The organism is Wolbachia endosymbiont of Tuta absoluta (assembly GCF_059414725.1).
In genome coordinates this window covers 1-12,514 of record NZ_JBNRJY010000472.1, presented here as the reverse complement: position 1 = coordinate 12,514, position 12,514 = coordinate 1, and the positions used below count along the sequence as shown (strand labels likewise).

Below are 12,514 nucleotides of genomic sequence, written 5' to 3'. Positions count from 1 at the left end.
ATTCTGGAGACAAATTTTGGAGCAATAATTTTATAGACTCACATTTTGGAAGGGAAATAAAAATGTATCCTCAAAGTGAGCTTTTAGCTAAAGAGTATGCTGGTAATACACTACCGGTTTCAATATCACTAGACAAGGATCTAATAAAAATAAAAGAATGTCAGAAAAAAACTAAATTTGTAGAACTAGAAGGGGAATCAGGTGATATAGTATATGATAAGCAAAAGCATATAAAGTGCTACACGACAAAGTTATCATATGACGATGTTTCTGTTCATAATAAAAACGAAGTTTCAATACTGAATATTAGATATGATGTGCCAAACGATCCAAGATACAGTTTAAACATAGCCTTCACAAAGGTTAATGATAATAAACCAGGGTTTTGGCAAAAGTTTAAAAATATGTTTTAATAGAGTAGCTTCTAAATCAAGGGGATTTTGTTGAAAAATGAATATCTACTTAATAATGAATTTGGTCAGTAGCTACTAAGTTTGTTTCATAGCTATGCAACAAAAGGTTTGTGCCCTCACGTTTATTCTCTGCAACACGAAAAGTTCGTACAGTTGTACATGCTATGTAGTAGATAAACTTCTACTATATTTTTTTATTCAACTTACCTCTTGTCTATTGAATAGATTTTGTATTAAACCTAAAATTCAACGCACCTAAATATATAAGCATTCCCAACAAAATCATAGGTATAGAAAGCAACTGTCCCATAGTTAAATTGAACCATAAATAGCCAATTTGATAGTCTGGCTCGCGGAAAAATTCAACCATAAAACGTGCTACTCCATACAACATAACTGCAACTCCAGTTGTTGCACCATAATACAATCTCATTTTGTTCAAGTAAAATAGTGAATTTACAACTACGAAAAGTAGCGCTCCTTCAAAAAATGCCTCATAAAGTTGGCTTGGATGGCGCAATAAATTATCACCACTTTCTGGAAATACCATACCCCACGGCATAGTTGTAACCCTGCCAAATAACTCTCCATTTATAAAATTACCTATGCGGCCTAGAAGTAAACCTATCGGAACTCCACAAGAAATTAGATCCAGTGTGTAAAATATAGGAATGTTATGTCTTCTACAGGAGATTATTACTGCAAGCAAAACTCCTATAGCACCGCCATGAAATGACATACCTCCTTCCCAGGTCTTTAGTATTTCGATAGGATTGCTTATATAGAGAACTGGATCATATATCAATACGTACCCAAGCCTACCTCCAAGGATAATGCCTATAATAACGGCTGTTAATAACGAATCGTAAAAATTCTTAGTAAATATTTTTTGATTGTCTAGCTTATGTAAATACCAATATGCAAAAACTATACCCAAAACATATGCTAAAGAGTACCAATATATAGAAACAGGACCGATGCTAAAAATAACTGGACTTAAAGACATATTTTACTACAAATTATTCTTAGACAATCTACTTTTCTCACGTTCCCACTCTCTCTGCTTTATGGTTGCTCTCTTATCATAGAGTTTTTTTCCTTTCACAATGGCAATTTTAGTTTTTGCCAACCCTTTATCATTAAAATAGATAGAAAGTGGCACAACAGTTATTCCAGAGGTTTTGATTTGACCAATTAGCTTATTTATCTCTTTTTTATGCAAAAGCAATTTTCGTTCTCTTTTTGGCTTGTGATTCTTTTGGTTTGCAGCTTTATACTCTGCGATATGCATATTGTTTAGCCATATTTCACCTTTTTTTTCAGTAACGTAAGCATCAGAAATGTTTGCTTTTCTTTCCCTTAGTGATTTCACTTCACTACTTAAGAGGATCATACCTGCTTCAAATTCTTCTAAGATAAAGTATTCAAACCTTGCTTTTCTATTTTCTGCAATAACTTCCATATCTAAAGATATCTTTAAGCTTCAATATATTACAGAACTTTTGGTTTAATTCATAACAAAACAATTATCTCAGTAAATGCAAGTTTGGTTAAAAAAGCTCCAATCTTCCTGCAAGTGTAATTTGTTCCACTCTTCCTACTGCCATTTCAGCCCTAGGACTAGCATTACCTGACAAAGAACTTATCACATCTTTGCAGCCCCATTCAATAGCAAAGTGTAAAGGAGCATATCTATTATTGTTCTGTTTACTAACATATGCCCCACTTTCAATTAAAATATCTCTTATACTTTCATGATCGCTAGCAAAATGTAAAGGAGTGCGTCCACAACTATCCCACACATTAACACATGCTCCATGTTCAATCAGAGTTCTTACTATGTTTTCATTATCACTTTCAGCAGCAAAATGCAAGGGAGTGCTTCTATAATTATCCCACGCATCGACGTATGCTCCGTGTTCAATTAGAGCTATTACTATGTTCTCATAGCCACTCTTAGTAGCAAAATGTAGAGGAGTGTGTCCATCATTGTTCTGCGCGTTAACATCTGCTCCACATGCAATTAGAGCTCTTACTACACTTTCATTCCCACCTTCGGCAGCAAGATGTAAAGGTGTACATACATCATTGTCCCACGCATTAACATTTGCTCCACTTTCAATTAAAATATCTAATATGCCTTTGTGGTTCCATTCAGCAGCAAAATGTAAAGGAGTGCATCCATCGCTGTCCCATGCATCAACATATGCTCCATATTCAATTAGAGCTATTACTATGTTCTCATAGCCACTCTTAGCAGCAAAATGCAACAATGTAGTTTCTACAGGATCTAGATCACTATGTGTAGTGAATATATGATTGATATTAAATCCACTATCTTCCCACCTCCGTAAATCAATTCTTTCTAATTTTATTTTTATTCGTTCAACTATGTTGTTCTTGCTTAAACCTGAAGTATCATTTATTTCTTCAAGCATTTTTAGAAAATCATCAAGCGTCATAATCTCCACTACTTATTAAAATAACTTGGTTATTATGTTCTTTGACACAAAAATCAAGAACTTTTTATTTTTCTAAAAAATCATTTAAGTTATACTCCAAATCATGAAAGTCAGGCAAAATATTAAGTTTTTTTCTCTATCATTTGTGATTTTGTCTTCTCTATGGATTACATTGTCTGGTTATTTTGAGCCTTTTTTTATTCTCTGTGGAGTATTTTCTTCTGTGTTCACATTGATTATCTTTAAAAGGTTAATTGATGCTGAAAGTGCCCTTAGTCAAATTCTAAATGATAGTGGTAGGCTGTTACTTTATCAGCTTATAAGTTATATACCTTGGCTAATTTACCAAATTATTTTTTCAAGTATTTATGTAACAAAAAAGGTGCTACGATTCAAATCTACAGTTGAGCCAATTGTTATTGTAAGAGAATGCATAGGACATAATGATAAGACCATTGCATTATTTGCTAACTCGGTTACGATTACTCCTGGAACTTTAACTATCAATGTTGAAAAGAAGCAGAAAACATATTTATCTACCATATGTTTGATAGATAAAGATCTTGAAAGTGGCATTTCTGAAATAGAAGGTAAAGTCTTAAAAATGTTACACCTAGTTAAGTAATTGCTTTAAATAAGTTAACAGCGTCTCTGTATTCTCTTCTTAGGCTTTCAAGCATTTCTTTTGGAAGGCTATCAATAACAGTAGAACATAAATAATTGTACAAATCTTCTAGCCTTGATATGTTATTTTTCTTCTTGCTGTTGAATTTGTACGGAAAAATGCCCTCCATAATTTCAATATCAACAACCTTATTTAAAAATGCATTTTCACTTGTTATGCTTATTCTTGTAAGTATAGTATTAATTTCAGGTTCATTACTCGTATAAATATCTGATAATTCTGCCATTTTAATGACGTATAAAGTTACTACTTTTGATAAACAATTATCAGAATATTCACAATTTTTTATTACCTCCCACTGAGTAACCTGAGACTTGCTTGTTTTTGCATTGCTTGGTAATTTATTCATTGAATTTTCTCCATTTAATTCAGTGTAGTAAATTATACTAATACTTTGTTAAATAAATAATAACGCAGCCATAAAAATATGCATTTATTTACCATAAATTGTATAATATTCCTAAAATGAAATGTTAAAGTTACTTCAAACTGAATGATTTCTTTAATTCCATGTTATTCAGCAGTGTAAAATATTGCTACACAATAGTATTTATTCTAAAATAAACTTTCCTTTTGAGCTATTTTATTAATATCCATTCTTACGGCTGCACTAAAATGAAAAAGATAAAACTCGGAATACTAATTTCAGGTAGAGGATCAAACATGCAGGCTTTAATAGAAGCATGTCAAGATCAGAATTTCCCTGCTGAAACTGTGTGTGTTATCACAAATAATAGTGAAGCTGGAGGCCTTAAAATAGCAAAGCAAGCAGGAGTTTCAGCGTTTGTTGTTGAAGATAAGCCACTTGATACTGATAAAATTCATGAAATACTTGTTCAACATAAGGTTGATTTAATTTGCCTTGCAGGGTTTATGAGAATTATAAAGGCCAATTTCCTGAATAAATGGCATAACAAAGTTATAAATATTCATCCCTCTTTACTTCCGTCATTTAAGGGCCTAAATGCTCAGGAGCAAGCTCTGAAAGCGGGTGTAAAAATTACAGGATGTACTGTGCATTATGTTACTCCTGAAATTGATGCTGGAGCCATAATCGCTCAAGCTACTGTTCCAGTGTTACCAAATGATGATGTTCACAGTCTCTCAGAGCGCATTCTAGCTGAAGAGCATAAGTGTTATGTAAAAGCAGTAAGATCAATAGTAGAAGGTATTAACTATTGACCTTGAGCGTTTCTTCCAACTTCAACAAAAAATAAATTTTCAGGATTCAGTAAAGAACTTGCCAGCTTGTTTACTTTTTCCAATTGAACATCATTAATGATATTTGCATAATTATTTATATGGTTAATATCACGATCATCTATCTGCATACTATCCAGTAACGTTGCTGTATTCGCATTATTGGATAGAAAAGAGAAGATAAGGTTATTTACTAAACTGGTTTTTGCATCCTTGAATAATTGTTCGTCAATTCCTTCCTCTTTTATTCTGCTAAATGTATCTTTTACTGCTGATATAGCTTTGCTAGCAGTGGAACTATCAGTACTCATAAATCCAGATATAATATTTCCATGCTTATTAGGAACATTACGTGCACTAACACCATAAGTAATACCTAGATTTTGTCTCAACTCTTTCATCAGTATTGAGTTTAGACTCATACCACCAAGCGCATTAATCAAAACACTAGCATTATAGTAATTAGGGTCTTCATATGCTATGCCTTTTTGAGCAAAAAGTATTACACTCTGTGGTATATCCATAAAAACGCTCTTACTTTCTGCAGGCCCAAATTCATTTTTTACAGATACCTTCCTAACTTTCGATCTTTTTGATGGTAACTTAGATAAATATTTATCGAGCAGCGTACTAACTTCTTCTTTTGTTGCACAACCAACAATACTAATAACGATATTATCCTTAGTAAAACTACGCTTTATGTATGTTAAAACATCGTCTCTAGTAATGTTCATTATAGTGTCTAGAGTTCCATATGGATCTCTTGAGTAAGGATGTTTTTTGAACAACAATGTATCTAACTCTTTTGCAGCAATAAAATAAGGGTCTTTTTCAAAATTATTAAAGTTTACTTTGGCTTTTTCGAATACTCTATTTAACCCCTCAGGATCAACTTTAGGGCGCATTATAGCATCACTCAGTAGTGAAATTGCATCCTCTAGATTCTCAGATAAAGTGTTTAATGAAACCCTAAATGCTTCTAAACCAGCAGTAAAATTTAAACTAATTCCTTTATCCTCAAGCTTTTTTACAAAATCTTTGGCATCATTTTTTCCTGCTCCTTCTTGAATTACAAGAGAAGTAAACCAAGCAAGCCCCTGTTTTTTCGCGTTTTCGTGTGCGTAGCCTGCATCTTTGAATGATATATTAAGTGAAACTTTTGGTAGATCATGGTTTTCAACAAATAAAAACTTAAATCCTTTATTAGTAGTAACCTCCTCTATATTTAAGTGACTGCTTGCTTGCAAATTAAAGCCTAGACAGAAAAAAAATAGAAATACATATTTACTTATCTTCATTATTACCTCCTTTTGGTAGCAAACGACCAACTAATTTATTAGTAGAAAAGATAGCGTGAACTTTATTATTTACATCCTCTAGATTGACATCATTAATTTTGCTATATGAAATGTCTATTTCATCAAGTGGAATACCTAGTGCTAGACGTGGTATATAAAACATTGCTATATTAGTTAAATCAGATAGATTATCAAGCTGTGCTGCTTTGTATTTAGACTTTGTACTTTGCAACTCTTCACTTGTTATTCCTTCAGAGTTAAAGTGATTAATAGAATTTTCTAACTCTCTTGCAACAGCATCCAAATTCACCCCGCTTTTTGGAGTTACCCGAATCTCAATGTAACCATTACTAAAAGCTAAGCTATTATAATAAGCAAACACTTCTACTGCTACATTCTTATCTAGAACTAAATCTTTATATAGCTTACTAGACTTGCCATTCCCCAAAACATCAACTGCCAAATCAACAGGAAAAGTTTCACTTATTTGCTCAAATAAAGGAACACTATAGCGAAAGTATAAAACTGGCTCTTTTACTTCAGTGCTTTCTAAAATTACCGATATATCTGCATTATGTATTGAATCTTGGTTCGGATAATGCTTCACTACAGGCTCAGCTTTAATTGCACCATATTTTTCCTTTGCTAATCCCACTACTTCTTCAAATTCTACATCACCAACAACGAGCAGTATAGCATTACCTGGATGATAATAGTTATCATGAAACCTTGTTATGTCATCTTGATTGTAAGTTTTAATATCGCTCTCCCAACCAATAACAGACCTACCATAACCATTACGATAAAATGCACTGTTCATTTCCTCCCATAGTAAAGCTTCAGGATTATTATCAAATCTCATCTTTCTTTCTTCTAATACGATATTTTTTTCTCTATCTATTTTGTCTTGAGTAACATCAAAATTGCCCATTCTATCTGCTTCAATTTCCATTGCTAGTGGTAAATCTTTTTTGAGAACTAATTCGTAGTAGCAGGTGTATTCTTTAGTGGTAAAAGCATTAAATTGGGCCCCAATGCTGCCCAAAGTGGATTCTATGTCTTTAAATTTTCCTGTAGTTTCAAACATTAAGTGTTCAAAGTAGTGAGCCAATCCTGCTTTGCCAATTGGGTCATCCATTCCCCCAACTTTATATATTATTGCATGAAAAACAGCTGGAATTCGGTGATTATGTACTACATAAACATCCAATCCGTTACTGAGCTTAGCATGCTTTATGATTTCAGCTTCCAAAGAAATCGGACAAATGAAAAAAAACACAGATAGTATAAAAAAACTAAAGAATTTGCGAAGCATTATTTCATTCCTCATTTTGCTTAGAGATAGACCTATCATATATATACCACTTATATAACAATGTACACATTCCACAAACTATAGATAGATCTGCTAAATTAAAGGCTGGCCAATACCAATCATTGATATGAAAATATATGAAGTCATATACAGCTCCCCAATAGATTCTATCAATTACATTTCCGATCGCTCCACCAATCATCAGAGAAAAACTAAGGTAAATTGACTTATCATTAGATTTATATATCAAGTATGCAAGTATACCAATTATTAATATTGAACATGCTGAAAAAAAGAAGCTGCCATGCGGCAGAGTACTACACATTCCAAAGCTAATTCCTGAATTCCAAACTTCAACTAATTTCATAAAACTAGTAATCTCGATTGACTCCCCCTCATCAATCAAAGAGTTTATATACAATTTACTTGTTTGATCGAATGATACTATAATCAATATAATAACTAAACATATCCTTTTCATAAGTTTATCTTTAACTGGTAAGCCTTCATTATATCACGGTCTATCTGTTTTGTTAACTCGTTAATACTATGGAATTTTTTTTCTGCCCTAATAAATTTTAAAAGTTGTATGTCAACCTTAAAATTGTATACATTTTCGTTGAAGTCAAATATATGCATTTCTACTATAGGTTTTTTTAAGTCCTTAAATGTAGGTCTCATACCAATGTTGACTACTCCATATAGCCAACTTGAACTATTTTCAGAAAATGCAACTTTGGCGTAATATGTACCAAGCTTAGGTTTTATCATGTAATCTTCTATCGGAATGTTTATGGTTGGAAACCCTATTTCTCTACCTCTACATGCACCTTTTGTTACAATACCAGAAACTTGATAAGACCTACCAAGCAATTTATTAGCAATTTCTATTTCGCCTTTTTGTAAACACTCTCTGATTGAGGAAGAAGAGCAAATTTTTCTATCGATTATCAATGGCTCTAATTTAGTTAAAGAATATTCATACATCTGAGAATATTTTTCTAGAGTTAATATGTTACCCAATCGTTTGTGACCAAAAGTACAACTTTCTCCAACAGTTATATGTTTAGCACCATACTTCTTTACCAAAATCTTACCAATGAAGTCATCGCAGCTAACCTCAGAAAAACCTCTATTAAAATTAATAATATACAAGTAATCTATACCATAGCTGCTGATTAGTTCCTTTTTTTGTTCTTGGTCTATTAACCTAAAATTGTTCCTACTAAATAAAACAGTTGATGGGTGAGGCTCAAAAGTTAAAACTGCAGAGGGTAATCCTCTTTCTTGTGCTACCTTCTTTAGATTGGAAATTGCAAACTTATGTCCTAAATGAACGCCATCGAAATTTCCGAAAGTTAGTGCCACATTATCTTTTATCCCTTGCTCACAGTTGTAAATAATTTTCATACAATTTGATATTTTATATATATTTTTTATATATAATAGTTGTATTTTATGAACTATGGAGATAAATCGTGAAAAACACTAAAGGAAAAGTTGTAATATATGTGAAGAAGTACTGCCCATTCTGCAAGAAAGCAAAAGAGTTATTGGATGAAAAAGGTGTGAAATACGAAGAAATTGATGTACTTAGAAACTCGGATTTGTTTGACGGTATAAAATCAAAATATAACGTCAGGACAGTTCCACAAATTTTTATTACTGATGAAAATGGTGATTATGTACATCATATTGCTGGATGTGACAAATTGATGGATCTTGAAAAAGAAGGAAAGTTGGATAATATGTTAAATAACAATGAAGATAGCATTAATGCAACAGCTTACACAAGCGGCAGTGATGAACACGAGGGATGTAATATAATACATAATGAAGATTTTATGTGATTTTTTTGTCTTACTGTTGCTGGCATACCCACTTTAAACAATTTTTAATGAATTAAAAATACAATTCATCTAGTGAGTTTTTTTAGTGGGAAAAAATGATAAAAAATATTATAATTGTTAGCAAAAACTTAATTAGTATTGAATTAATTAACAAACAAGATTTAGAGAGTTTCATCAAGATTTTCACAGTGCTTGATAAGCATATAGCAGCTAAAACTCTTTTTACAGAAGAAGTGACAATAGAGTATAAACAACACAATTGCATAGAAGTTGTTGAATTGATAAAAGATACAGGTTTTACATATCATGATGTTGAGAATGTGTTAAATCACCTAAGTAATCATGGAATGAAAGTACCAAGTAGCGTTATAGCAAGCACCCTTTCTTCTTCATACAATCACGCACTTGAGTCTAAGGATGTAGCATTTGCCTGTTCTAAAGGGTTGCCACAATTTTACATCAGGGTAAATAAGAATACCTTTATAATGACTCCTATAAGTGAAGAGAATCTGGAATTGAATTCGCAAAATAGCAAAATGCTTATAGAGTCATTAAAGAGCGAAAAAAGCACTTATGATTGCATAGTGGAAGAAAATATCATCAAAGTTATAGTGCATTCTGAAATACATCAGGCTATAAACTCGATTATAAAATCACTGATAAAGTCTTGCCTTTTAGCAAGAGATGAAGAAGAAAAATTCAAAGAGAAATTGAGACAACTTGCTTTTAAAGATCAAGCTTTCGTTGAGTATTCTAGCATCAAAACCATTCATAGATATCCGAATAACCATCCTCTGAGAAAGCATGAAAGTGTTATTAAAGATATAGAAAATATTTTATGTGATTTCATAATAAATGAGAACAGCGGGTTTGCTATAGAGCGGTTAAATAGACTGGGCTCAGAAGTCTCTCCAAATACTCCAAGAATCATCACTAAAACTATAGATAAGCTTGTTAAGTTTCACTAAAATGTTGTTGGAATGGTTTTAGCCAATGTCTACATATATCTGATTTTTACTGATTGAGTGGAGCAATTGAGCTGCTCTCTGTCATCCCAGCGTTTAACACTGGGATGATTTCGTTGTATGGTATCTTATATAGTGTTTTACAAATTCACATAGCTATTTCAAATTTACCCATATCAATGTCAGTAAATTTATTGAGAAAATATCACTTAGTTCTTTAAATTTATGTTTTTGAATATATATTAATCATTTATTTTCAAAGCCTCAATAAAAGCATTTTGTGGGATGTTTATGTTTCCTACAGAATGCAATCTTTTCTTACCTTTCTTCTGCTTTTCAAGCAGCTTCATCCTTCGTGTAACGTCTCCACCATAGAGCTTGGCTGTTACATCTTTTCTATACGGGTTAATCGTTTCTCTAGCAATAATTTTTCCGCCTACTGCCGCTTGAATCGCGATTTTATATTGCTGGCGTGGTATCAAGTCTTTCAAACGTGCACATATTTCACGGCCTCTTTTTTCTGCCCTGCTTTTATGAACAATGCAGGCTAACGCATCCACAGGTTCTCCATTAACTAAAAAACTTAATTTATCTATCTGACTTTCCTGATAATCGGATATTTCCCAATCTAAACTTGCATATCCCTTGGAAATTGATTTTAGTCTATCGTAAAAATCAAAAACAACCTCAGACAGCGGTAATTTATACTTCAGTAGTGCTGTTGTCGTATTACCAACATAAGATAAATCCTGCTGTTCTCCTCTCCTCTCTTCACACAGAGATAGAATCTCTCCTAAATATTGATCAGGTACCATTATAGTTGCAGTGATCCACGGTTCTTCCACTATTTCAATTTTTGTAGGGTCTGGCATATCGCTTGGGTTATGGATATTTAAAACTTTACCATTTTGTGTTTCAACTTTATATATAACACTCGGTGCAGTTGCTGTTAGATCTAAATCAAATTCTCTTTCGAGTCTTTCTTGAATGACTTCAAGATGTAGCATTCCTAAGAAACCGCAACGAAATCCATAACCTAGGGCATTTGACGTTTCAGCATCAAATGTAAAACTAGCATCATTTAAATGTAATTTTTCTAGTGCTTCCCTTAAATATTTAAAATCATCTGTGTTATTGGGAAAAATACTGCAAAATACTACAGGATGTACTTCTTTAAAGCCAGGTAATGCCTTGCTGCACGGCCTTTTCTCTTCAGTAATAGTGTCTCCTACTTTGCAGTCTGCTACTTCTTTCATTGAAGCAGTTATAAAACCAACTTCACCTGCTGAAAGTTCACCAGTCATAACTTTTTTAGGAGTGAAAATACCGATATTATCGACCTGATATGTAGCATTATTAGACATCATAACGATTCTCATGCCTTTTTTTAGTACTCCATTTTTAACTCGCACTAAAATTACTACTCCTAGGTAAGGATCATACCAACTATCAACTAAAATTGCTTGCAGTGGAGCATTTGTATCACCTTGAGGAGCGGGAAGTTTTGTCACTATAGCTTCAAGTACATCCTTTATCCCAAGACCAGTTTTTGCCGATATCAAAATTGACTCAGTTGCATCAATTCCGATTACCTCTTCAATCTGAAGCTTTATCCTTTCTGGATCTGCAGCAGGAAGATCGACTTTATTAAGCACAACTATTATCTCATGATTATTGTCAATTGCCTTGTAGACATTTGCCAGAGTCTGAGCTTCAACTCCTTGGCTGCTATCTACTACCAAAAGTGAGCCTTCACATGCGGCTAAGCTTCGGCTGACTTCATATGAAAAGTCAACATGACCTGGTGTGTCCATGAGGTTGAGGCAATATTTATTACCATTATTTGCAGTGTAATTGAGTCTTACCGTTTGTGCTTTGATTGTGATTCCGCGTTCACGCTCTATATCCATTGAGTCAAGTACCTGATTGGTCATTTCCCTTGTCTCAAGACCGTTACATTCTTCTATCAAACGATCAGCAAGAGTTGACTTCCCATGATCTATATGTGCTATTATTGCAAAATTTCTTATATTGTTCATAGATCTACTTATTTAAGTAGATCTATTTTACATTTTAAGTATTACAAGAGCAATTACTTATATCTCTCTTTGCTAAAAACATTAAGCTGTCCTTGCCAATGGACGGCAATGCTCATTAGCTGATGCTTGCTTCACTGTGCTACTTGGATCTTCTTGCTGTCTACACGTTTTTACTGCATCAGCAAGGCTTAGGTAAGCATCACCAACTTTAATCTTTACATCTTTATTTTTTTCTAAATCCGCATCAGTTGGTCTATCACTTATTATTCTAATACTATCATCACTGT

The 12,514-nt window shown here is 33.0% G+C and carries 14 protein-coding genes and 1 pseudogene; 5 read left to right on the top strand and 10 right to left on the bottom strand.

The features are described from left to right. The coding region (locus tag ACJ5GX_RS05155; protein ID WP_495292772.1) for a hypothetical protein at positions 1–413 on the top strand (413 nt) is incomplete at its 5' end. Between the two features lie 214 nt (positions 414–627). On the opposite strand, the gene lgt is transcribed toward ACJ5GX_RS05155, so the two are convergent. From lgt to ACJ5GX_RS05140, 3 genes are all read right to left on the bottom strand, one after another. Continuing rightward, positions 628–1,419: a prolipoprotein diacylglyceryl transferase gene (lgt, locus tag ACJ5GX_RS05150; protein ID WP_007301947.1), complete on the bottom strand. Its 792-nt coding sequence runs from the start codon at positions 1,417–1,419 to the stop codon at positions 628–630. 6 nt (positions 1,420–1,425) lie between these two features. Beyond that, positions 1,426–1,875: an SsrA-binding protein SmpB gene (smpB, locus tag ACJ5GX_RS05145; protein ID WP_007301946.1), complete on the bottom strand. Its 450-nt coding sequence runs from the start codon at positions 1,873–1,875 to the stop codon at positions 1,426–1,428. 88 nt (positions 1,876–1,963) lie between these two features. Then, the gene (locus ACJ5GX_RS05140) at positions 1,964–2,875 is read right to left on the bottom strand and encodes an ankyrin repeat domain-containing protein (protein WP_007301945.1); all 912 of its coding nucleotides are present in this window, start codon (positions 2,873–2,875) and stop codon (positions 1,964–1,966) included. Positions 2,876–2,978: 103 nt separating this feature from the next. On the opposite strand from ACJ5GX_RS05140, the gene ACJ5GX_RS05135 reads away from it, so the two are divergent. After that, positions 2,979–3,500, top strand: coding sequence for a Na+/H+ antiporter subunit E (locus ACJ5GX_RS05135; RefSeq protein WP_052264653.1), 522 nt, complete (start codon positions 2,979–2,981; stop codon positions 3,498–3,500). On the opposite strand, the gene ACJ5GX_RS05130 is transcribed toward ACJ5GX_RS05135, so the two are convergent. Then, a complete protein-coding gene (locus tag ACJ5GX_RS05130) occupies positions 3,493–3,909 on the bottom strand; it encodes a hypothetical protein (protein WP_007301944.1) in 417 nt (138 codons plus the stop codon). The two genes, ACJ5GX_RS05135 and ACJ5GX_RS05130, sit on opposite strands and share 8 nt — an antisense overlap. Positions 3,910–4,175: 266 nt before the next feature. On the opposite strand from ACJ5GX_RS05130, the gene purN reads away from it, so the two are divergent. Beyond that, a complete protein-coding gene (purN, locus tag ACJ5GX_RS05125) occupies positions 4,176–4,742 on the top strand; it encodes a phosphoribosylglycinamide formyltransferase (RefSeq protein WP_007301943.1) in 567 nt (188 codons plus the stop codon). Here the strand turns inward: purN and ACJ5GX_RS05120 are convergent. From ACJ5GX_RS05120 to ribF, 4 genes are read right to left on the bottom strand one after another with little or no spacing between them, the layout of a single operon-like run. Then, the gene (locus ACJ5GX_RS05120; protein ID WP_052264654.1) at positions 4,736–6,058 is read right to left on the bottom strand and encodes a M16 family metallopeptidase; all 1,323 of its coding nucleotides are present in this window, start codon (positions 6,056–6,058) and stop codon (positions 4,736–4,738) included. The genes purN and ACJ5GX_RS05120 overlap by 7 nt on opposite strands. Continuing rightward, complete coding sequence (locus ACJ5GX_RS05115; RefSeq protein ID WP_026097227.1) at positions 6,045–7,373, bottom strand: M16 family metallopeptidase; 1,329 nt, start codon at positions 7,371–7,373, stop codon at positions 6,045–6,047. The genes ACJ5GX_RS05120 and ACJ5GX_RS05115 overlap by 14 nt, the downstream gene beginning before the upstream one ends. A 4-nt stretch (positions 7,374–7,377) precedes the next feature. Continuing rightward, entirely contained in the window at positions 7,378–7,854 is a 477-nt protein-coding gene (lspA, locus tag ACJ5GX_RS05110; protein WP_007301940.1) for a signal peptidase II, read from the bottom strand. Next, positions 7,851–8,783 (bottom strand): riboflavin biosynthesis protein RibF, encoded by a 933-nt coding sequence (gene ribF, locus ACJ5GX_RS05105; protein WP_019236620.1) that lies wholly within the window; start codon positions 8,781–8,783, stop codon positions 7,851–7,853. Before ribF ends, lspA begins: the two co-directional genes overlap by 4 nt. A gap of 68 nt (positions 8,784–8,851) precedes the next feature. Here ribF and ACJ5GX_RS05100 point away from each other — a divergent pair, with 68 nt between their 5' ends. Then, positions 8,852–9,223, top strand: coding sequence for a glutaredoxin (locus ACJ5GX_RS05100; RefSeq protein ID WP_006015443.1), 372 nt, complete (start codon positions 8,852–8,854; stop codon positions 9,221–9,223). Positions 9,224–9,318: 95 nt separating this feature from the next. Continuing rightward, positions 9,319–10,191 carry a hypothetical protein gene (locus ACJ5GX_RS05095; RefSeq protein WP_007301937.1) on the top strand — a complete coding sequence of 291 codons (873 nt, stop codon included), beginning with the start codon at positions 9,319–9,321 and terminating at the stop codon, positions 10,189–10,191. 239 nt (positions 10,192–10,430) lie between these two features. Here ACJ5GX_RS05095 and lepA read toward each other — a convergent pair whose 3' ends face one another. Together lepA and ACJ5GX_RS05085 are read right to left on the bottom strand one after the other, a co-directional pair. Continuing rightward, positions 10,431–12,227: a translation elongation factor 4 gene (lepA, locus tag ACJ5GX_RS05090; RefSeq protein ID WP_007301936.1), complete on the bottom strand. Its 1,797-nt coding sequence runs from the start codon at positions 12,225–12,227 to the stop codon at positions 10,431–10,433. 81 nt (positions 12,228–12,308) lie between these two features. Then, positions 12,309–12,514 (bottom strand): annotated as a pseudogene (locus tag ACJ5GX_RS05085) (hypothetical protein); the annotation flags it as partial.